We start from the raw sequence: 21,002 nt of genomic DNA, 5'->3' as shown, positions 1-21,002 counted from the left end.
CGTTGTGTTCAGGTCGCTCACGCGACCTCTTCCGTTCCCACCAACAGCCGGAACAGCACTGCCATCCGGACGTGGACACCATTTGTGACCTGCTGCAGCACAGCCATTTTCGGCGAATCCGCGACCGACGACGCGATCTCCATGCCGCGCAGCATCGGACCGGGGTGCAGCACCACCGCGTGGTCGGCGAGCAGGCCCAGGCGCTTCTCGTTGAGGCCGTAGGTGATCGAGTACTCGCGCGGCGACGGGAAGAACCCGCCGTTCATCCGCTCGGCCTGCACCCGCAGCATCAGGACCGCGTCGAGTCCGGGCAGTTCGGCGTCGATCGAGTGCGACACCCGCACCGGCCACGTCTCGACCCCGGCCGGCAGCAGCGTGCGCGGCGCCACCAGGACCACCTCGGCACCGAGCATCGACAGCAGTAACGCGTTCGACCGCGCCACCCGGCTGTGCAGGATGTCGCCGACGATCGCGATCCGCCGACCCTCGATGCCGCCGAGCCGCTGACGCAGCGTCAGAGCATCGAGCAGGGCCTGCGTCGGATGCTCGTGGGTGCCGTCACCGGCATTGATGATCGACGGACCGCCGTCCTCGGCGGCACCGGTCCACGCCGCGATCTGATGCGCCGCACCCGAGGCCGGGTGCCGGACGATCAGCGCGTCGGCGCCGGCCGCGCGCAGCGTCATCGCGGTGTCGCGCAGCGACTCGCCCTTCGACACCGACGAGCTGGACGCGCTGACGTTGATCACGTCGGCACTCATCCACTTGCCGGCCACCTCGAACGACACCCGCGTGCGGGTGGAGTTCTCGAAGAACACCGTCATCACGGTCCGCCCGCGCAGCGTCGGGAGCTTCTTGACCTCACGCCCGAGTAGCGCCTGCTCGAACCGTTCGGCCTCGTCGAGTAGCTCGGTCGCGGAATCCCGGTTCAGATCCGCGATGGAGAGCAGGTGCTTCACTTCTCGTTCTCCTCTGCGTGCCCGCTCGAGAGCACCACACCGTCACGGCCGTCGTGCTCGGCAAGGAGCACGGCAACATCCTCGGTGCGTGCGGTGGGCACGTTCTTGCCTACGTAGTCGGCGCGCAACGGCAGCTCACGATGTCCGCGGTCGACCAGGACCGCCAACTGGACCGCACGCGGGCGGCCGAGGTCACGCAGCGCATCGAGCGCGGATCGGACCGTCCGGCCGGAGAACAGGACGTCGTCGACGAGCACGACGAGCGCGTTGTCGACACCGCCTTCCGGAACCGAGGTCCGCTCGAGCGGGCGGTGCGGCTTGGTCCGCAGATCGTCGCGGTAGAGCGTGATGTCGAGGGAGCCGACCGGCGGGCGGACACCCGCGAACTCCTCGATCTTGTCGGCGAGGCGTGCGGCGAGCGTGGTGCCTCGGGTGGGAATCCCGATCAGGACGACGCGAGGTGCGGAACCATCCGTGGCGTCGAGCGCGGTCTTCTCGATGATCTGATGCGCGATGCGGGCGATGGTCCTGCCGACGTCGGCCGGGGACAGCAGTTCGCGCGCGTTCGCGGGGGGAAGACCGGATGAGGGCCCTTCGGGCATACGCATAGAGCGACCTCCTTCTCCGCCTCTCTGGACGGATCGTTAAAGGATGTCTGACGCCGGTCAGCCTATCAGCGGCGACCACCGCGCCAGATTCCGGGTAGGCCGAGTCCTCGAAGTGTGCCGAACGCGCTGCCGCCCACCCCGAAATCGGGATGGGCGGCAGCTTGTCCACTTCAGGACTCGGAATCTTCACCGCCGGCAGGGCCGGCGGGGGTGTCAGCGTCGTCGGCGGTGTCCGCCTTCGCGCGCTGCGAGGTCGCCGCGGCCGCGGCCCGGACCTGCGGGGCCACCAGCACGACCTGACCCAGCACTCCGTTCACGAAGCTGGGCGAGTCGTCGGTGGACAGCTCCTTGGCGAGTTCGACAGCTTCGTCGACGGCGACGACGGGCGGGACGTCCGTCGCGTGGAACAGCTCCCACACGGCGATCCGCAGGATCGCCCGGTCGACCGCAGGCAGACGCTCGAGCGTCCAGTCCTGCAGATGCGACTCGATCACCTGATCGAGCCGGTCGAGGTTCTCCGCGACACCCTGCACCACGGTCACCGTGTACGGGGCCACCGGGGCAACGGAATCGTCGCGGGTCGCGAGCTGCGCCCGCTCCTCCGCGAGATCGACCGGGTCGACGTCACGCGCCTCGGCCTCGAACAGGAAATCGACGGCCCGCTTGCGGGCCTTGTGACGTGCTCCGAGTTTCTTATGCGTACCCGACACTCAGGAATTCACGCGCCCGAGGTAGTTGCCGTCACGCGAATCGACCTTGAGCTTGTCGCCGGTGTTGATGAACAGCGGGACCTGGATCTCGGCGCCGGTCTCGAGGGTGGCGGGCTTGGTGCCGCCGGTCGAACGGTCACCCTGCAGGCCCGGATCGGTGTGCTTGACCTCGAGCTCGACCGTGACCGGGAGCTCGACGAACAGCGGGGCATCCTCGTGCGTCGCGACCTGGACCTGCATGTTCTCGAGCAGGAAGCGCGCGCCGTCGCCGACGGTGGCCTCGCCGATCGGGATCTGGTCGTAGGTGTCGCCATCCATGAAGATGTAGTCGCTACCGTCGTGGTACAGGTAGGTCATGTCGCGGCGGTCGACCGTAGCGGTCTCGACCTTGACACCCGCGTTGAAGGTCTTGTCGACGGTCTTGCCCGACAGGACGTTCTTCATCTTGGTGCGGACGAACGCAGGGCCCTTGCCCGGCTTGACGTGCTGGAACTCGATGATCTGCCAGAGCTGGCCCTCGATCTTCAGTACGAGCCCGTTCTTGAAATCACTGGTGTCTGCCACTTAGTTCGCGTCTCCTTCAGACGATTACGAGATCCTTGCTGGTGAGAGTGAGGAGTTCCGGCCCCTGCTCGCGAACGACGAGCGTGTCCTCGATCCTGACGCCACCGCGCCCGGAGAAGTACACACCCGGCTCGACGGTCACCACCGCACCGCAAAGCAGTGTACCGGTGCCGAGCTTGCCGATCCCGGGTGCTTCATGGATCTCCAGCCCCACGCCGTGGCCGAGTCCGTGCAGGAACAGGTCGCCGTATCCGGCGCTCTCGATCACCGACCGGGCCGCCGTGTCCACCGCGCCGACCTCGGCGCCGGGCGCGAGCGCTGCCCGACCCGCCGCCTGCGCCTCCCGAACCAGGTCGTAGAGGTCCCGCTGCCACTGCGAGACCTTCTCCAGCACGTACGTCCGGGTCATGTCGGAGTGGTAGCCGCCGATCTGCGCACCGAAGTCCAGTTTGAGGAGGTCGCCGGACCGCAGGACGGCGTCGGTGGGTCGATGGTGCGGGATCGCCGAGTTCGGGCCGGCGGCGACGATCGTCTCGAACGAGATTCCGTCGGCACCGTGGTCGAACATGAGCGACTCGAGTTCGCGACCCACCTCGCGTTCGGTCCGCCCCGGCCGCAGTCCCCCGCGCTCGATCAACGCCGCGAGGGCATCGTCGGCCGCCGCGCACGCCCGACGCAGCAGGTCGATCTCGCCCTCGTCCTTGACGGTTCGGAGTTGCTCCACCAGACGCGGGGCGCGGGTGAAACCGATCTCCGGTGCCGCCTCGACCCAAGCGGCGTGCTGGTCGAACGTCACGACGTGGCTCTCGAAGCCGAGCTTGCCGGCGCCCCAGGCGACAGCGAGTTCGAGCAGGCGCGGCGCGCTCGCGCGGGCGATCTCCGCCCGCAGGTCCGGCACCTGCTCGGCGACCTGCACCAGGTATCGACCGTCGGTGCAGATGACGGTCCGGTCCTCGGCACCCGACTCGTCGGCGGCGGTCACGAGCAACGCCGCATTCGAGCCGGTGAATCCGGTGAGGTAGCGGATGTTGAGCAGGTCCGTCACCAGCAGCGCGTCGAGGCTGTGCTCCCGCAGGAGAGCACGAAGTCGGCCGCGGCGCGCAGCGGTCGAAGCGGTCACCCGGTGGATCGACATGCCTCCGAAACTACCCTGCAACTACCCTGCGCCCACCCTGCTCCCCCGGCGCGACAGACGTGTCCGACGCCTCTTCGACCCGTTTGTGTGGGTTAGGACACAAGTGCCGAACCCTGCTGGTTACGCTGTGTCACATGAATGGGTGGGTCGTACGCGGTCTCGGTCTGGCATTGGTACACGTCGTGGTGCGCACTTTCCTGGGAGCCGCGGTGACGCAGTGGCCCCAGCAGGGCAGCATCCTGAGGTGGTTCTCGTTGATCCTCGTGATCCTCGCGGCGTTCCTGTGGGGCGCGCTCGACGGCATCCGCGACCGTCGCGCCAATCCCGACCCGGACGAGTCCGCGGATCTGACGATGATGTGGCTCAAGGCCGCCGCCGTCGCCGGCATCCTCGCCGGCGCCGCGGCCTGGATCCTCGGACTGATCTTCGACATCGCGATCACCAACGGCTCGCTGTTCTTCGAGGTCACCTCCGGCGCAGCCTTCACCATCCTGCTGATCTTCATCCCGGCGACGATCGGCGTCGCCCTCGGCCGGTTCCTCGTGGGACGCGATTCCGCGAAGGCACGGGCCGCCGGCGCAGTCGCGTATGCGGACGACGCCGATGTCGACGTCGAAGAGTCCGCCGCCGAGAACTACGCCGGCAGCGAGTGGTCGTACGAGCACGGCACCGAGGCCGGCTACGGCTACACCGACAGCGCCGCGGGAGACGGGAGCGGCGAAGGCGCGGTGCCCGCCGACAACACCGACACCGAGGTGTTCGCGCCGGTCGACCCGGACGGCAAGCCCGGTGGGGCGCACCGGGCCGACACGTAGACCGCGCAACGAACTCGCACTGAGAGACGAACGGGCCGGGGCGGATGATCCGCCCCGGCCCGTTCTGTCGTGCCAGGCTTCCCGACTCGCGTCGAGGCGCAGCTGTGTCAGCCGCGCTCGGCCAGGAACCGCAGCGCCAACGCATAGCCGGCGACGCCCAAGCCGACGATCGACCCGGTCGCCACCGAACTCAGGTACGAGTGGTGACGGAACTGCTCCCGCGCATGGACGTTCGAGATGTGCAGTTCCACCAGGCCGGCGGTCAGCTCGGCGCACGCGTCGCGCAGCACCACCGAAGTGTGGGTGAGCCCGCCCGCGTTCAGGATCACCGGCTCGCGGGCGTCCGCCGCGTCGTGGATCCAGCCGAGCAGTTCGCCTTCGCTGTCGCTCTGCCGGACGACCACCTCGATACCGAGGTCGGTGGCGGCCTTCTCACAGAGTGCAATCAGGTCGTCGTGCGTGGTCGAGCCGTAGACCTCGGGCTGCCGCTTGCCGAGCCGACCCAGGTTGGGTCCGTTGATGACCTGCACCCTCACAGCAGTACCGCCCCGCCGCTCGGGCTCTCGTCGCGTGCGACAGCCGAGTAGGCGGCGGCGAGCAGCGACGGATCCGGCCCCTCGAGCCGACCCGGCTTGGCGAGTCCGTCGAGCACGACGAAGCGGAGCAGGCCGGCGCGGTTCTTCTTGTCGGTCTGCATACCCTCGAGAAGCTGCCCGAACGCGTCGCCGTCGTACGTCGTGGGAAGACCGACCAGCTGCAGGATCGAGCGGTGCCGGTCGGCGGTGGCGTCGTCGAGTCGTCCGGCCAGGCGGCCGAGCTCGGCGGCGAAGACGAGTCCCACCGACACGGCGGCACCGTGGCGCCAGCGGTACCGCTCGCGGCGCTCGATCGCGTGGCCGAGGGTGTGGCCGTAGTTGAGGATCTCGCGCAGGTTCGACTCGCGCAGGTCGGCGGCGACCACCTTCGCCTTGACCTCGACCGAGCGGCGGATCAGTTCGGGCAGCACGGTGCCCGTCGGGTCCAGCGCGGCGGCGGGGTCGGCCTCGATGAGGTCGAGGATCACCGGGTCGGCGATGAATCCGGTCTTGATGACCTCCGCCATGCCCGCGACGATCTCGTTGTGCGGCACCGTCTCGAGCGTCGCCAGGTCGATCAGGACCGCCGACGGCTCGTGGAACGCACCGACCAGGTTCTTGCCGGCCTCCGTGTTGATCCCGGTCTTGCCGCCCACTGCGGCGTCGACCATGGCCAAAAGCGTCGTCGGGACGTGCACGATCCGCACGCCGCGCATCCACGTCGCGGCGACGAAGCCCGCGAGGTCGGTAGCGGCGCCGCCGCCGAGGCTGACGACCGCATCGCTGCGCGTCAGTCCGATTCGACCGAGCACCTCCCAGCAGAAGCCCGCGACCGCGAGGTCCTTGCCGTCCTCGGCGTCGGGGATCTCGACACGGTGGGCGTCGATTCCCTTCTCCGCCAAGGCTGCGCGCACGGCCTCCGCGGTCTCCGCGAGCGGCGGCTGGTGGAAGATGGCCACCGTGCGGGTGCCCTCGAGTTCCTCGACGAGCTCGCCGAGCAGACCTCGCCCGATGATCACGGGGTAGGGATCGGCCGTGGCGACCTCGACGCGTACCGGTTCGGTCACTTCTCTACTGCTCCGCTTCTGTGTCGTCTCTTGCCGGGTCGCCTGCGGCGGCCCCGTCGGTCAACTTGGTCACCAGCTGCTGGACGACCCGGCTGGGACTCCGGCTGTCGGTGCGTACCCGAATGGTCGCCACCTGCCGGTACAGCGGGCGGCGGCGACGCATCAGGGCGTGGTACTTGGCCTTGGGGTCGGCGCCGGCCAGCAGCGGTCGCCCCGTGTTCGCTCCGGTTCGCTTGAGCCCCTCGGCGACACTGATCTCCAGGTACACCACGGTATGCCCCGCCAACCGGGAACGGGTGCGTTCGGACAGGATCGCGCCGCCGCCCAGGGACAGGATCCCGTCGTGCGACTCGAGGGCCTCCCCGACCACCCGCTCCTCGATCTCCCGGAAGAAGGGCTCCCCATCCGTCTCGAAGATCTCCGGGATGGTGCGCCCGGTCTCGCGCTCGATCTCGGTGTCGGTGTCGAGCAACTCCAGATCGAGTGCCTGCGCGAGACGTCGGCCGATGGTCGACTTTCCCGCGCCCGGCGGCCCGATCAGGACGGCGCGCGGCGTCATCGCATCACCGCGACAGACGGGCCGCGATGCCGTCGACGTAACGCTGGTAGTTCGAGCGGGTCTCCGCGAGGGAGTCGCCACCGAACTTGTCGAGCGCGGCCTGGGCCACCACGAGCGCAACCATCGCCTCGGCCACGACACCGGCGGCCGGAACCGCGCACACATCCGAACGCTGGTGGATCGCCACGGCCTCCTCGCCGGTCGACATGTCGACCGTGGACAGCGCGCGCGGGACCGTCGAGATCGGCTTCATCGCGGCGCGCACACGCAGCGCCTCACCGTTGGTCATGCCGCCCTCGAGGCCGCCGGCGCGGTTGGTCGAACGCAGGACGCCGTCGGGGCCGGGACGCATCTCGTCGTGCGCGGCGCTGCCGCGGCGGCGTGCGGTCTCGAAGCCGTCACCGACCTCGACGCCCTTGATCGCCTGGATGCCCATCAGGGCGGCGGCGAGCTTGGAGTCGAGCCGGTCCGCGCCGCTGATGAACGAGCCGAGGCCGACCGGCAGACCGTGGACGATCACCTCGACGACACCGCCGAGGGTGTCGCCGTCCTTCTTGGCGGCCTCGATCTCGGCGATCATCGACTCTTCCGCGGCCTTGTCGCAGGCACGCACGGGGCTGGCATCGATGGCGTCGAGCGCGTCGGCGGCGGGACCGGGGCCGACGTAGGGGTCGGAGGCGCCGATCGAGATGACGTGCGAGACGACCTCGACGCCGAACAGCTGGCGCAGGAACTGACGGGCCACGGTTCCGGCCGCGACGCGGGCCGCGGTCTCACGGGCGCTGGCGCGCTCGAGGACGGGGCGGGCGTCGTCGAAGCCGTACTTGAGCATGCCCGAGTAGTCGGCGTGGCCGGGGCGCGGACGGGTCAGCGGCGCGTTGCGGGCCTGACCGGCGAGCTCCGCCTCGTCCACCGGGTCGGCGGACATGATCGTCTCCCACTTGGGCCACTCGGTGTTGCCCACCTCGACCGCGATCGGACCGCCGAGGGTGCGACCGTGCCGCACGCCACCGATGATCGTGACCTTGTCGGCCTCGAACTTCATGCGGGCACCGCGGCCGTAGCCGAGGCGACGGCGCGCAAGCTGCGCCGCGATGTCGTCGGACGTCACCTCGACGCCGGCAACCATCCCCTCGAGCATGGCAACGAGGGCGGGACCATGGGACTCTCCAGCAGTTATCCAGCGCAACACATCCAGCATCTTTCCACGAGCACGGCGTCCGGTACGACAGCGGGCCGTCCGCCGCTCCCGTCACACCGGCCACATCGCCAACGCGGTCGCCGCGCACATCGACGGACCGTGGGCGATCATCCCGTCCGCTCTCCCCCGCAACACGCCCACCACGGCGGTGAGGACTGGCGCGAGGGCGGCGGCCGCGAGCCACGTCTGGGCCCCGCCGAGGCCCGCCGCGGCGCCCAGACCGAGCGCCAGTTTGACGTCGCCCGCACCCATGGCCGCGGGCGCCGTCAGGTGCACGAGCAGGTACAGCCCCGACAGCATCAGGCCGCCGACGACCGCCGTCCGCCACTGCCCCGTGGCGGTCGCGAAGCCCACGATCGCCACCGCGCCCGGAAGGGTCAGGACATTGGGGAGACGGCGCACCCGCAGGTCGACGACACCGGCCGCGATCGTCCACCACACGAACAGCAGCGCCGGTGCGAGGGTGGGCACGAGCCCGTTCCGCACCGCGACCGCCGCGAACCCGAGTGCACACGCGACCTCGCACCATCCGGCGGGCACCGGCGACTCGCGCGCGAGCCGTGCCACGACGCGCCTGGTTCCGGCCCCGGCGGCGACACCCGCCGCAACGCCCACCACACCGATCCACCACATGCCGAGAGCATGCGGTGCGTCCAGGACGCCCGGCCCCGGGAATCGGCGGCCGCGAACAGATCTGTGGATGCGTGTGCGGCTGTGGAGAACCGCGGACCGGGTCCGGGCTCAGCGCGGCAGTGCCGCCGCCATCGCCTCTCGCGGTGCGGGCATGCCGGTGAACTGCTCGACCTGCCCGTACGCCTGGTTGAGCAGCATCGCCAGACCACCGACGACGGTTCCGCCGGTGCGCTCGACCGCGTCCGCCAGCGGGGTGGGCCACGGATCGTAGATCGCGTCGAGCACGAACGGGGCCCGACCGATCGCGTCGGCGAACGGCGCGGCGGCCCCCGCGGGAACGGTGCTCACCAGTGCAGCCGACGCGGTGCAGACGTCGGCCAGTCGCCCGTCGTCGAACGTCAGGTGCCGCACGGACAGCCCCACCGCCTCCGCGCACTCGAGCGTGGGCCGAGCGCGGTCGGCATCACGCGCGACGACCGTCACCGATGCCACGCCCATGTCGGCGAGCGCGACGAGAGCCGGGCGGGCCGTTCCGCCGGCGCCGACCACGACGGCCGCGGCACCGGCGAGGTCACCGATCCCACCCTCGACGAGGGCGCCGCGGACACCGTCGACGTCGGTGCAGTCGGCGCTCCAGCCGCCGTCGATGCGGACGAGGGTGTTCGCCGAGCCGATCGTGACCGCCCGCTCGGTGCGTTCGGTCGCGAACTCGAGGGCCGCGACCTTGCCAGGCATCGTCACCGACAGTCCCACCCATTCGGGGCCGAGGCCCGCGACGAGACCGGGCAACTGCTCACCGGTGCATTCGATGCGCTCGTACGTCCAGTCCGTCAGCCCGAGCGCGCGATACGCCGCCAGGTGCAGATCCGGGGACTTCGAGTGCGAGATCGGACTGCCGAGAACGGCGGCCTTACGCGCGGCCACTGCGATCACCTTCCACTGTCGAGGATGCCACTCTGCTGCGCCAACCCGATGTTCGCGAGGTGCTCGTCGTAACTCCGGGTGAACAGCGTGGTGCCCTTCTTGTCGATCGTCACGAAGTACAGATAGTCACCGGGAGCCGGATTCTCCACCGCGCGAAGAGCATTGATGCTCGGCGACGAAATCGGCGTGGCCGGCAACCCCGGGCTGGCGTAGGTGTTCCACGGCGTGACGCGGGCGCGATCGGCGTCGGTCGTGGCGACCTCCGTCGCGTCGAGCGAGTAGTTCACCGTCGAGTCGAACTGCAGCGGCTGGTTCACCGCGAGCCGGTTGACCACGACGCGGGCGACCTTGTCGAAGTCCGCGGGCAGCGCCTCGCGTTCGACGAGCGACGCCACGATCAGCATCTGGTACGGGTCGAGGCCGACGTTGCCACCGGCCGTCTTGATACCGGTGGACTCGTAGCTCTCCGCACTCGAACTGACCAGGTGCTCGAGAATCGCGACGGGCGACTCGGTGGGATCGAAGTCCCAGCTGCCGGCGGCGATCAGCCCCTCGAGCTGGCGGTCGCGGTCCGGGACGTTCGCCACCTGCTTACGCGCCCAGTCCGGGACGCCCAGGGCGGCCAGATCCGAGCTCGCGCCGGCGGTGTTGAGGTCGTCGTAGCTGATGCACTTACGTGCCTCGGTCGGGCCGACACAGCTGGCCTCCGAGATCAGCGTGTAGATGCCCTTCTTGATCGCACCGGTCTGCACGTCGCGGGTGTCGTGGAGCTGACGGCCCTCCGAGATCACCGTCTGACCGACGCGCGCGGACGGCGACACGAGCGCGGACACCGCGTCGGCGCCCGAGATCTTCGTGGCGACCGCATAGAAGCCCGGTTGCAGGGAGTTCATGGCGTCGTTGCGCAGCGCTGCCCGGTAGAACGCGGACTCGCTCGCGACCACGTCCTTGTCTGCCATCGAGTTCGCGATCTCGTCGGCGGTATCGCCCGCGTGGACCTGCACCACCACCTCGGGCCCGGCGGGCCCGGCGTAATCGGCGAAGTCGCTGCCGCTCAGCTTGCCGTAGACGGCGACGGCAGCGGCGCCCATGCCGCCCAGCAGCACCGCTCCGGCGAGGACGCCGATGACCCGGCCCCGACGCTTGCGCTGCGCGGCCGCACGCTCCCGCCGGACCGCACCGCGGCTCAACGGTTGCGCGCCGACCGCGGTCGGCAGTGCCCGTCGGGTGGAGTCGTCGTACGTGTAGTGGTCGAACTCCGGTTCGTAACCGTAGTCCTGACCGGTGGGGTAACCGTGCTGTGCCTGGTAGCCGTCGTGGTCGTCGCCGTAGACGCCTGCGGTGTCGTAGCCGGGGTCCGAGTAGTAGCCCTGCCCGGGATCGTCCTCGTACCCGTCGTTGTAGCGGTGATCGTCGTAGCCGGGAGCCGACTCGAACTCGGGACGCCCCGGCTGCCGATGATCGTTCACAGGCCGTCCTCCGTGGGTCGGCCGCTACCGTCCGAGTCCGTTACGTTCACCGCTCTGCTCCGCTCGTCCAACCATCCCTGCAAGATCGCCACAGCGGCGGCCTGATCGATCATCGGCCGCTGTCCCTTCGCACTGACGCCGCTCTCGCGGAGTGCACGCGACGCCGTGACCGTCGTCAGCCGCTCGTCGGCCATCCGCACCGGAATCGGATCGATGCGGCGGCGCACCCTCTGCGCGAACGCGGACGCGAGGCCCGCGGCCTTCCCGCGTTCCCCGCGCAGAGTCTGCGGCAGACCGACGATAACCTCGACGGCCTCGTACTCCTCGACAAGCTCGACAATCCGCCGGATATCCGGCGCGTCGGGCCCCTTCTCCTTCGAGCGGGGGACGGTCTCGACCGGCGTCGCGAGAATGCAGTCGGGGTCGCACGAGGCCACCCCGATCCGCACGCTTCCGACGTCGATGCCGATCCGACGGCCGCGCCCGGGATCGTCGACTCCGGGCCGATCAGGCCCCGGCTGTGCGGGACGGTCGGGACCCGGCTGTGCGGGACGGTCGGGACCCGACGGGGCAGGACGGTCGGGACCCGACGGGGCCGGGGGCACCGCTAGGAGTTCCCGGCCAGCTCAGCGACCCGACCCCGGACACCCTCGAGTGCTGCGGGGATACCGGAGACGTCGGAGCCGGCGCCCTGGGCCATGTCCGCCTTGCCGCCGCCGCGGCCGCCGATCTGGGGTCCGAAGCTCGCGACGAGGTCGCCGGCCTTGATGCCCAGGTTCTGCGCCGCCTTGGTGGTGGCCACGACGAACGGGACCTTGCCGTCGGCGCTGCCGAGCAGCACCACGACCGCGGGCTGGGTGCCGAAGCGGCCCCGGACGTCGGTGACGAGGCTGCGCAGGTCGTTACCGGCGACACCCTCGGGCGCCCGCTCGGCGACGAGCAGCACCTCACCGAAGCGGTGGGCCTTGTCGACGAAGGTTCCGGCGGACGCCAGGACCGCGGCGGCCTTGGTGGCCTCGAGTTCCTTCTCGGCCGCGCGCAGACGCTCGACGAGCGCCTCGACACGGGCCGGGACCTCGTCCGACGGCACCTTCAGCGACGACGCCACACCGGCGAGCAGCGCCCGCTCCTTGGCCAGGTAGCGGTACGAGTCGAGTCCGACGAACGCCTCGACGCGACGCACACCGGAACCGACCGACGACTCACCGAGGAGCGTCACCGGGCCGATCTGCGTGGAGTGCTGGACGTGCGTGCCGCCGCACAGCTCCATCGAGAACGGTCCACCGATCTCGACGACGCGGACCTCGTCTCCGTAGTTCTCGCCGAACAGCGCCATCGCGCCCATCTGCTTCGCGCGGTCGAGATCGGTGACGAACGTGTTCACCGGGTGGTTCGCGGCGACGGCCTCGTTGGTGACGACCTCGATCTCCTGCTTCTGCGACTCCGACAGCTGGCCCTGCCAGTTGAAGTCGAAGCGCAGGTAGCCCGGCTTGTTGAGCGAGCCGGCCTGAACGGCGTTGGGGCCCAGCACCTGTCGCAGTGCCGCGTGCACCATGTGGGTGCCGGAGTGGCCCTGCGTAGCGCCCTTGCGCCACTCCGGGTCGACCTGCGCGAGGACGACGTCGCCCTCGGTGATCTGACCCTCCTTGACGGTGACCTTGTGGACCCACACCTTCTTGGCGATCTTCTGCACGTCGTTCACCTGCACGCGCAGGCCCGCCGCCGAGATCGAGCCGATGTCAGCGATCTGGCCGCCGGCCTCGGCGTACAGCGGGCTGCGGTCGAGAATGACCTCGACGTCCTGGCCCGCGGTAGCCGTGGGCACGCGAACACCGTTGGAGATGAGCGCGAGCACGTGCGCTTCGGAGACCAGCTCGTTGAAGCCGGTGAACTCGGTGGGGCCGCGGTCGACGAGCTCCTTGTAGACCGACAGGTCGGCGTGGGCGTGCTTGCGCGCCTGCGCATCCTCCTTGGCGCGCTTGCGCTGCTCGGCCATGAGGGAACGGAAGCCGTCCTCGTCCACGTTCAGGCCGGCCTCGGCCGCCATCTCGAGGGTCAGGTCGATCGGGAAGCCGTAGGTGTCGTGCAGGACGAACGCCTCGTTGCCGCCGAAGACCGTCTTGCCGGCCGCCTTGACCTGGTCGGCCTCCGCCTCGAACATCTTCGAGCCGGCCGCGATCGTGCGCAGGAACGCGGTCTCCTCACCGACCGCGACACCCACGATGCGGTCGAAGTCGGTGGCGAGCTCCGGGTACGACGGCGACATCGTGTCGCGCACGACGGTGACGAACTCACGCATGCTCGGCTTCTCGGCGCCGAGCAGCTTCGCCGAGCGGATGATGCGGCGCAGCAGACGGCGCAGCACGTAGCCGCGACCCTCGTTGCCGGGGTTGACGCCGTCGGCGATCAGCATGACGGCGGTGCGTGCGTGGTCGGCGATGACTCTGAAACGAATGTCTGCAGCGGATCCGTCCGGGCCCTCGGCGCCGTACGTGCGGCCGGAGAGCTCCTCGGCCTTGGTGATCACGGGGCGGACGAGGTCCGTCTCGTAGACGTTGTCGACTCCCTGCAGCAGGAACGCGACGCGCTCGACACCCATACCGGTGTCGATGTTCTGCTTCGGCAGCGGGCCGAGGATCTCGAAGCTGTCCTTGCCGGTGCCCTCGCCGCGCTCGTTCTGCATGAACACGAGGTTCCAGATTTCGAGGTACCGGTCCTCGTCGGCCTCGGGGCCACCCTCGGCGCCGTACTCGGGGCCGCGGTCGTAGTAGATCTCCGAGCACGGTCCGCACGGTCCGGGGATGCCCATCGACCAGTAGTTGTCGGCCATGCCGCGGCGCTGGATGCGCTCGTCGGGGATGCCGGCCTCTTCCATCCAGATGTCGCGGGCCTCGTCGTCGTCGAGGTAGACGGTCACCCACAGCCGCTCGGGGTCGAAGCCGTAGCCGCCGTCCGAGGTGCTGTTCGTCAGCAGCGCCCACGCGTGCTTGATAGCACCGCGCTTGAAATAGTCGCCGAAGCTGAAGTTGCCCGCCATCTGGAAGAACGTGTTGTGGCGTGTGGTGATGCCGACGTTCTCGATGTCACCGGTGCGCACGCACTTCTGCACGCTGGTCGCGGTGTCGTAGGGCGGCGTCTGCTGGCCCAGGAAGAACGGCTTGAACTGCACCATGCCGGCGTTGACGAACAGCAGGTTCGGGTCGTCGAGAATCAGCGAGGCGCTGGGCACCTCGGTGTGGCCCGCCTTGACGAAATGGTCGAGGAAGCGCCTACGGATCTCGTGGGTCTGCACCTGTGTTCGTCCTAACGTATGTCCGTCGAAATTCACTGTGTCCGGCCGCCGATAACGCCTCCGAGACGCGAAACGACCATTGGCAAGCTTAACGCCCCCGCGCCAATCGTTTATTCGGCGCACGTGATGCCCCGCTGGTTCCCGGCGTCACCGTGACGAGCCCCACGCGACCGGACGACGTTCTCACCGACGGCGCAACAGGTCTCAGCGGCCGCGCACGATCCGGCGGAGCTTGCCCACCCGTCCGGCGATCTCCCGCTCGGCGCCGTGGGTGGTGGGCTCGTAGTAGTCGACACCGACCAGTTCGTCCGGCGGGTACTGCTGAGGCAGGACGCCGTCCTGGTGGTCGTGCGGGTACTTGTATCCGACGGCGTTGCCGAGCTGCGCCGCGCCCGCGTAGTGGCCGTCCCGCAAGTGCGGCGGGACCAGGCCCGACTTGCCGGCCGCGACGTCGGCCATCGCGGCACCCAGCGCGGCGATGACGGCACCGGACTTGGGTGCGGTCGCGAGGTGGATCGTGGCCTGCGCGAGGGCGAGCCGCGCCTCGGGCATGCCGATCAGCTGCACGGCCTGAGCCGCGGCGGTCGCGGTCTGCAGCGCGGTCGGGTCGGCCATGCCGATGTCCTCGCTGGCGTGCACGACGAGGCGGCGGGCGATGAACCGCGGGTCCTCCCCCGCCGTGATCATCCGGGCGAGGTAGTGCAGCGCGGCGTCGACATCCGAGCCGCGAATCGACTTGATGAACGCGCTGATCACGTCGTAATGCTGGTCACCGTCACGGTCGTAGCGGACGGCGGCCTTGTCGACGCTGGACTCGACCGTCTCGAGGTCGACGACCGCGGGGCGTTCGTCGGTGCGGTCGAGCGCGGTACCGGCGGCGGCCTCGAGCGCGGTCAGCGCCCGCCGCGCGTCGCCTGCGGCCAGCCGGACGAGATGCTCGAGCGCGTCGTCGGTGAGGTCGACGGACCCGCCGAGGCCGCGCTCGTCCTCGCGGGCGCGCTCGATGACGCTGCGGATGTCGTCCGCGGTCAGCGACTGGAGTTGCAGCACGAGCGACCGCGACAGCAGCGGCGACACCACCGAGAACGACGGGTTCTCAGTGGTCGCGGCAACCAGGAGCACGATCCGGTTCTCCACGGCCGCCAACAGCGCGTCCTGCTGGGTCTTGGAGAAGCGGTGGACCTCGTCGATGAACAGCACCGTCTGCTCGCCTTGAAGGAGGCGGCGGCGGGCCAGTTCGAGGACGCCGCGCACCTCCTTGACCCCGGCGGACAGCGCGGACAGCGCCTCGAATTTCCGGCCCGTCGCACCCGAGATCAGCGATGCGAGCGTGGTCTTGCCGGTTCCCGGCGGCCCGTAGAGCAGTACCGACGATGCACCGGAGCCCTCCACGAGACGCCGTAGCGGCGCCCCGGGACCCAACAGGTGCTGCTGACCGACCACCTCCGACAGCGCGGCCGGACGCATCCGCACCGCAAGCGGCGCCCCCGGACTCGGCGATGCGGCCTGCCGTGGCACCGACGTCAGCGGCTGCGACTCCGGGTCGGGCTCGGCCGCGGGAGCCTCGAACAGACCCGCCCCGTCGCCCGCGGTGTCGGTGTCGCCGAAGAAATCAGTCACGCCCCGACGCTACTAGCCGCCACCGACGGCGGGCGACGCCGCTCGCGTCGCGGTCAGCGCCCGAACAGCGACTTGAAGAACCCCGGCTTGGCCGGCTGCTCACACTTGCACCGTTCGGCGGCCGGCACCGTGCGCATGACGCTGTCGACGTGCCGGCCACAGCCTCCCCAGGTGGTCTTGTTGCAGGTCCGGCAGGTAACGGGGTAGCACACGATGAATCTCCTCGAGCGTGGGTTGCAGGTGGCACCCACCATACCCCCAGGGGTATCTACTGCAATGTGCCGATCCCCACTCTCGACTCGATCGGTCAGCGGTCCACCCGCACCCCGGCCAGCCATCCGGTCAGCGGTCCACCCGCACCCCGGCCAGCCATCCGGTCAGCAGCGGCAGCACGACGTCCGCGCCCATCGCGCTCATGTGATGCCGGCCGGGCATCACCTCCACCACCCAACCGCGGGCTTCGAGGTCCGCGCGACGCTTCAGCAGCGGCTCGGCCACCTTCACAGTGACGTCACCCCAGCCGGGCCCGTAGGCGATCTCGTCGGCCGCACCGGCGAAGCACAGCCGCGGAACCGTCGGTACCGCCCCGGACGCGGTGTCGTCGAATGCCTGCAGTGCCTCGTACAGCGTCACGAACTGCCTGGTCTGCGCCTCGGTACTGGTGACCGCGACGGCGTCCCAGTCCCCGGCCTCGACCGATGTGTGGGTTGCAGACGGCGCGGCCGCCATGGCGTGGGCCGCACGGGTGACAGCGAGCATCTCCAGGTACGGGGCAGGGTGCGCCATCCGGTGTCCTAGTCGGCGGCGATCACCGCGAACGAGTACCGGAATCCGGGTGCCGTCGTGCAGCACCGCCTCATCGTGCCGTTGCCCCATCTCCAGCGCTCCTTACGACGTATAGTGCAATGGACCAGGAACTATACAATGTAAGGAACGGAAATGGGTCCTATCACCGGGCGCGGGGATGCGGCCCGCACACTGTCCCTGCTCTGGGAATCCCCCACCGCCGGATCCGACGCCGGCTCGGGACTCACGCTCGACTCGATCGTCGCGGCGGCTACCGCCATCGCCGATGAACGCGGCGACGCGTCCGTCCCCCTGCGCGCGATCGGCGATCGCCTCGGGTGCACCGCGATGGCGCTCTACACGTACGTCGGCGGGAAGGCCGAGTTGCTCGACCTCATGTACGACCGGGCCTACGCCGGCTTCGCGGCGACCCGACCGGTATCGGTGACGGAGTGGGCCGAGCATCTGCTCGAGCTGTACGTCGAGCACCCCTGGATGCTCGACCTCGCGCACGCCCGTCCGGTGCTGGGCCCACACCAGCAGGACGCGTTCGAGTCGCTTCTCGGAACCCTGCTGCCGATCGGACTCCACCACGCCGACGTGGCCGCGATCGCGTCGTCCGCGTTCTCGCTCGCGGCGGCCGCCGCCCGCACCGTCGTCGACGCCCGCCGGGCACCGTCGGTGACCGGCGAGGGCGACGAGCAGTGGTGGGCCGACAGGATGGACGCGCTGGCCGCGGCGGCCCCTGACTTCGCCGACCGTTACCCGCTGTCCAGCAGATTGATGGGCAGGGACGAGTCGGCCGTTCCTCCCCCGGGCGACGACGCCCCGATCATGGAACGTGCGGCGCGCGCAAACCTGCGCCGCGCACTCGAGTTGCTGCTGGCGGGCGCCGCCGGGTCCGACCGGGACTGAGTCGGATCAGCCGAGGCGTTCGCGCAGGCGCTCCAGCACCTGCGACGCGTGCTCGGCGACGGCGTCGTGTCCCGACCGCTCCGCGAATCGGGCCAGGCCCTCCCACCGCGCCGCGAGCGCCTCGTTCCGGGGCGCCGACAGATGGTGCTCCCGCACTGCGGCGATCCGCGTGTAGTCCTCGGGCAGGAACAGGAACGTGCTGAGCCACACCCACACGAGCTGCGCGTCGATCACCCGTTCGGTGAGGAATTCGTCGTCCGCCAGCACCGGCCACATCCCGACGACCTCGGCCCGCCACGCCTCGGTCATCGCACTCGCCCGCTCGTACGACAGGTCGATGCTGCACAGGCACGCCGGGAACGACACCAGCGCGTACGCGAGGTCCAGCGTCGCGTCCCGGAAGCCACCCCACTCGTAGTCCAGGAACCGGACACCCTCGTCGTTGACGATGATGTTGTCCGGGCACAGATCGGACGGGCTGAAGGCGCGGAACCGACCGCCACCGAAGAGCCTGCCGGCGCGTGCCGCGATCGCGAGCACCTCCGGTGACACCTCGACGTCGAGGTGCTCGGCGAGTAGTCCCGGCACAACCTCGAGCGAGGCTGCCGCCTGCTCGGCGACCACATCGCCGCAGTGCGCCACCTCCGCACGACGCAGCAGGGCGGTGAAGTCCTCCTCGCGCCCGACGGTCGCAGCATGCATCCGCCCGAGCGCCTGAGCCATCGCCATCAGCGAGTTCGTGACGGTGTCCGGATCGGCGTTCTTGAGCAGCGCGGCGAACGGAGTGGAGTCGCCGAGGTCACCCAGGACGAGCAACCGGGTCTCGAAGTCGTACGCCAGTAGTTCGGCGCCCGGACGGCTCTCGGTCGCGAGCGCGGTCGCGAACTGGTAGGAGACCGCCTCGCGGAGGAAGGCGACGTCGACCGTGGCGGTGTCCGCCATGCCCTCGAACTCGATGCGTCGCGGATCGGCCTTGCGTGACGTCTCGCGAACCTGCTTGATCACCAACGTCCGTGGCAGCGAGAACGGGTTCTCGGCGACCCGGACGCGGAGGACGATGGTGCGGCCGCTCCCCCCGAGATCGACGGGGTCGACGAGTCGGACCGGCGCCCCGGTCCGACGAGTGAGCAACTTCTCGGCTGCGGCAACTACCTCGGAGAGGGGTTCCGCCAATATTGCGGTCATCGATCACCAACCTACCCGGCGCGGCCCCTCACGGCCCGACATTCATCGCCCGCCCCGCCATCCGGATCTCATCGACCTGGGGGAATACAGGGTTGCAGGTCGGTTACGGCCGTTTTCGGCGCGTCGGCTGAGCACGGTTCGACGACGGAGCCCCGCGCCACGGCGATGTGCGTGACGCGGGGCTCCGACGAACTGCGTGGTTACTTGCCTTCTGCGCCGACCGGCTCCGGCTTGACGTCGATGCCGGACTCCTTGCGCTGCAGCTCGGTGATCGCCGCCGGCGCGTCGGTGAGCGGATCGACGCCGCCACCGGACTTCGGGAACGCGATGACCTCGCGGATCGAGTCCACGCCCGCGAGCAGGGCCGTGATGCGGTCCCAGCCGAAGGCGATGCCGCCGTGCGGCGGGGCGCCGAACGCGAAGGCGTCGAGCAGGAAGCCGAACTTCTCCTCGGCTTCCTCGTGCGAGATGCCCATCACCTTGAAGACGCGTTCCTGGATGTCCTTGCGGTGGATGCGGATGCTGCCGCCACCGATTTCGTTGCCGTTGCAGACGATGTCGTAGGCGTAGGCCAGCGCCGAACCCGGATCGGTGTCGAAGGTGTCGATCGACTCCGGCTTGGGCGAGGTGAACGCGTGATGCACCGCGGTCCAGGCGCTGTAGCCCAGGGCCACGTCGCCGCTGGCGGTCGCGTCGGCGGTGGGCTCGAACATCGGCGCGTCCATGATCCACACGAACGCCCAGGCATCCGGGTCGATCAGGTTCTGCTTGCGCGCGATCTCGCCGCGGGCCGCGCCGAGCAGCGCGCGCGAGGACTTGGTCGCACCCGCACCGAAGAAGATGCAATCGCCGGGCTTGGCGCCGACGTGCGCGGCGAGACCCGCGCGCTCGGTGTCGGTCAGGTTCTTCGCGACCGGACCGGTCAGTGCGCCGTCCTCGCCGACCAGCACGTAGGCGAGACCCGGCGCGCCGCGCTGCTTGGCCCAGTCCTGCCAGCGGTCGAGCTCGCGGCGCGGCTGGGCGGCCCCGCCCGGCATGACCACCGCGCCGACGTACTCGGCCTGGAAGACGCGGAACGTGGTGTCCTTGAAGAACTCCTTGCACTCCACGAGTTCGACGCCGAACCGCAGGTCGGGCTTGTCGGAGCCGAAACGGCGCATGGCCTCGGCGTAGGTCATCCGGGCGATCGGCGTGGTGATCTCGTGACCGATGAGCTTCCACACGGCGTGCAGGATCTCCTCGGCCAGCAGGATGACGTCCTCCTGGGTCACGAAGCTCATCTCGATGTCGAGCTGCGTGAACTCGGGCTGACGGTCCGCACGGAAGTCCTCGTCGCGGTAGCAGCGGGCGATCTGGTAGTACCGCTCGATGCCGCCGACCATGAGCAGCTGCTTGAACAGCTGGGGGCTCTGCGGAAGCGCGTAGAAGTTGCCGGGCTGCAGGCGCGCGGGCACCAGGAAGTCACGCGCACCCTCGGGGGTGGACCGGGTCAGCGTCGGGGTCTCGACCTCGACGAACTCGTGGTGAGCCAGGACCGAGCGGGCCGCGGCGTTGGCCTTCGAGCGCAGCCGAATCGCGTGGCCGGGGCCCTCGCGGCGCAGGTCGAGGTAGCGGTACTTGAGCCGCGCTTCCTCGCCGGCCTGGTCGTCGAGCTGGAACGGCAGCGGGGCGCTCTCGTTGAGCACCTCGAGCTCCGTCGCGTTGACCTCGATGGCACCGGTGGGGATTTCGAAGTTCTGGTTCCCCTCGGGGCGGACCTCGACGACGCCGGTGACCTTGACGCAGTACTCGGCGCGGAGGCGGTGCGCCTGCTCGAGCACGTCGCCCGCGCGGAACACGACCTGGGACACGCCCGAGGCGTCACGCAGGTCGATGAAGATCACCCCGCCGTGATCGCGCCGCCGCGCCACCCAACCGGTGAGGGTGACGGTCTGCTCAGCGTGCTCGGGTCGTAGCGAGCCGGCCAGGTGGGTGCGCAGCACGGG

21 protein-coding genes are annotated in these 21,002 nt (G+C 69.8%); 2 read left to right on the top strand and 19 right to left on the bottom strand.

Going from position 1 to position 21,002, the window contains the following annotated elements:
• Nucleotides 1–17: 17 nt before the first annotated feature.
• From AB4Z09_RS05575 to AB4Z09_RS05555, 5 genes are all read right to left on the bottom strand, one after another.
• Nucleotides 18–959: an aspartate carbamoyltransferase catalytic subunit gene (locus tag AB4Z09_RS05575; protein ID WP_442239325.1), complete on the bottom strand. Its 942-nt coding sequence runs from the start codon at nt 957–959 to the stop codon at nt 18–20.
• Nucleotides 956–1,567 carry a bifunctional pyr operon transcriptional regulator/uracil phosphoribosyltransferase PyrR gene (gene pyrR / locus AB4Z09_RS05570; protein WP_114722671.1) on the bottom strand — a complete coding sequence of 204 codons (612 nt, stop codon included), beginning with the start codon at nt 1,565–1,567 and terminating at the stop codon, nt 956–958. The genes AB4Z09_RS05575 and pyrR overlap by 4 nt, the downstream gene beginning before the upstream one ends.
• 170 nt (nt 1,568–1,737) lie before the next feature.
• Nucleotides 1,738–2,277: a transcription antitermination factor NusB gene (gene nusB / locus AB4Z09_RS05565; protein WP_114722670.1), complete on the bottom strand. Its 540-nt coding sequence runs from the start codon at nt 2,275–2,277 to the stop codon at nt 1,738–1,740.
• Nucleotides 2,278–2,841: an elongation factor P gene (gene efp / locus AB4Z09_RS05560; RefSeq protein ID WP_114722669.1), complete on the bottom strand. Its 564-nt coding sequence runs from the start codon at nt 2,839–2,841 to the stop codon at nt 2,278–2,280.
• Nucleotides 2,842–2,857: 16 nt separating this feature from the next.
• Complete coding sequence (locus tag AB4Z09_RS05555) at nt 2,858–3,976, bottom strand: M24 family metallopeptidase (protein WP_174909929.1); 1,119 nt, start codon at nt 3,974–3,976, stop codon at nt 2,858–2,860.
• Between the two features lie 134 nt (nt 3,977–4,110).
• Here AB4Z09_RS05555 and AB4Z09_RS05550 point away from each other — a divergent pair, with 134 nt between their 5' ends.
• Nucleotides 4,111–4,791 (top strand): B-4DMT family transporter, encoded by a 681-nt coding sequence (locus AB4Z09_RS05550; protein ID WP_174909928.1) that lies wholly within the window; start codon nt 4,111–4,113, stop codon nt 4,789–4,791.
• Nucleotides 4,792–4,898: 107 nt separating this feature from the next.
• Here AB4Z09_RS05550 and aroQ read toward each other — a convergent pair whose 3' ends face one another.
• The 12 genes from aroQ to AB4Z09_RS05490 form a co-directional block, all read right to left on the bottom strand.
• Nucleotides 4,899–5,327 (bottom strand): type II 3-dehydroquinate dehydratase, encoded by a 429-nt coding sequence (gene aroQ / locus AB4Z09_RS05545; protein ID WP_174909926.1) that lies wholly within the window; start codon nt 5,325–5,327, stop codon nt 4,899–4,901.
• Nucleotides 5,324–6,433: a 3-dehydroquinate synthase gene (gene aroB / locus AB4Z09_RS05540; RefSeq protein ID WP_114722665.1), complete on the bottom strand. Its 1,110-nt coding sequence runs from the start codon at nt 6,431–6,433 to the stop codon at nt 5,324–5,326. The genes aroQ and aroB overlap by 4 nt, the downstream gene beginning before the upstream one ends.
• 4 nt (nt 6,434–6,437) lie before the next feature.
• The gene (locus tag AB4Z09_RS05535) at nt 6,438–6,992 is read right to left on the bottom strand and encodes a shikimate kinase (protein ID WP_114722664.1); all 555 of its coding nucleotides are present in this window, start codon (nt 6,990–6,992) and stop codon (nt 6,438–6,440) included.
• A gap of 4 nt (nt 6,993–6,996) precedes the next feature.
• The gene (gene aroC, locus AB4Z09_RS05530; protein WP_114722750.1) at nt 6,997–8,184 is read right to left on the bottom strand and encodes a chorismate synthase; all 1,188 of its coding nucleotides are present in this window, start codon (nt 8,182–8,184) and stop codon (nt 6,997–6,999) included.
• Between the two features lie 60 nt (nt 8,185–8,244).
• Nucleotides 8,245–8,826 (bottom strand): prepilin peptidase, encoded by a 582-nt coding sequence (locus tag AB4Z09_RS05525; protein ID WP_174909923.1) that lies wholly within the window; start codon nt 8,824–8,826, stop codon nt 8,245–8,247.
• 108 nt (nt 8,827–8,934) lie between these two features.
• Nucleotides 8,935–9,750: a shikimate dehydrogenase gene (locus tag AB4Z09_RS05520; RefSeq protein WP_441346812.1), complete on the bottom strand. Its 816-nt coding sequence runs from the start codon at nt 9,748–9,750 to the stop codon at nt 8,935–8,937.
• A gap of 5 nt (nt 9,751–9,755) precedes the next feature.
• Nucleotides 9,756–11,219: an endolytic transglycosylase MltG gene (gene mltG, locus AB4Z09_RS05515; protein WP_174909919.1), complete on the bottom strand. Its 1,464-nt coding sequence runs from the start codon at nt 11,217–11,219 to the stop codon at nt 9,756–9,758.
• The gene (gene ruvX / locus AB4Z09_RS05510) at nt 11,216–11,689 is read right to left on the bottom strand and encodes a Holliday junction resolvase RuvX (protein ID WP_254622984.1); all 474 of its coding nucleotides are present in this window, start codon (nt 11,687–11,689) and stop codon (nt 11,216–11,218) included. Before ruvX ends, mltG begins: the two co-directional genes overlap by 4 nt.
• A gap of 137 nt (nt 11,690–11,826) precedes the next feature.
• Nucleotides 11,827–14,511, bottom strand: coding sequence for an alanine--tRNA ligase (gene alaS, locus AB4Z09_RS05505; protein WP_174909915.1), 2,685 nt, complete (start codon nt 14,509–14,511; stop codon nt 11,827–11,829).
• Between the two features lie 204 nt (nt 14,512–14,715).
• Nucleotides 14,716–16,131 (bottom strand): replication-associated recombination protein A, encoded by a 1,416-nt coding sequence (locus AB4Z09_RS05500; protein WP_442239324.1) that lies wholly within the window; start codon nt 16,129–16,131, stop codon nt 14,716–14,718.
• Nucleotides 16,132–16,184: 53 nt separating this feature from the next.
• Nucleotides 16,185–16,343, bottom strand: a complete 159-nt coding sequence (locus AB4Z09_RS05495; protein ID WP_174909912.1) for a hypothetical protein — start codon at nt 16,341–16,343, stop codon at nt 16,185–16,187.
• A 130-nt stretch (nt 16,344–16,473) separates the two neighbouring features.
• The gene (locus AB4Z09_RS05490; RefSeq protein ID WP_442239323.1) at nt 16,474–17,007 is read right to left on the bottom strand and encodes a hypothetical protein; all 534 of its coding nucleotides are present in this window, start codon (nt 17,005–17,007) and stop codon (nt 16,474–16,476) included.
• Between the two features lie 63 nt (nt 17,008–17,070).
• On the opposite strand from AB4Z09_RS05490, the gene AB4Z09_RS05485 reads away from it, so the two are divergent.
• Nucleotides 17,071–17,832 (top strand): TetR/AcrR family transcriptional regulator, encoded by a 762-nt coding sequence (locus AB4Z09_RS05485; protein WP_442239322.1) that lies wholly within the window; start codon nt 17,071–17,073, stop codon nt 17,830–17,832.
• A gap of 6 nt (nt 17,833–17,838) precedes the next feature.
• On the opposite strand, the gene AB4Z09_RS05480 is transcribed toward AB4Z09_RS05485, so the two are convergent.
• Both AB4Z09_RS05480 and aspS read right to left on the bottom strand, forming a co-directional pair.
• Nucleotides 17,839–19,017 carry a kinase gene (locus AB4Z09_RS05480; protein WP_442239321.1) on the bottom strand — a complete coding sequence of 393 codons (1,179 nt, stop codon included), beginning with the start codon at nt 19,015–19,017 and terminating at the stop codon, nt 17,839–17,841.
• Between the two features lie 200 nt (nt 19,018–19,217).
• Nucleotides 19,218–20,999: an aspartate--tRNA ligase gene (gene aspS, locus AB4Z09_RS05475; protein ID WP_114722654.1), complete on the bottom strand. Its 1,782-nt coding sequence runs from the start codon at nt 20,997–20,999 to the stop codon at nt 19,218–19,220.
• Nucleotides 21,000–21,002: the final 3 nt, after the last annotated feature.

The sequence above is a fragment of the Rhodococcus sp. TAF43 genome (assembly GCF_052113525.1).
GTDB lineage: Bacteria > Actinomycetota > Actinomycetes > Mycobacteriales > Mycobacteriaceae > Prescottella.
Note: the sequence above shows the minus strand (reverse complement) of the source record. Positions and strands in the feature narration are given on the sequence as shown.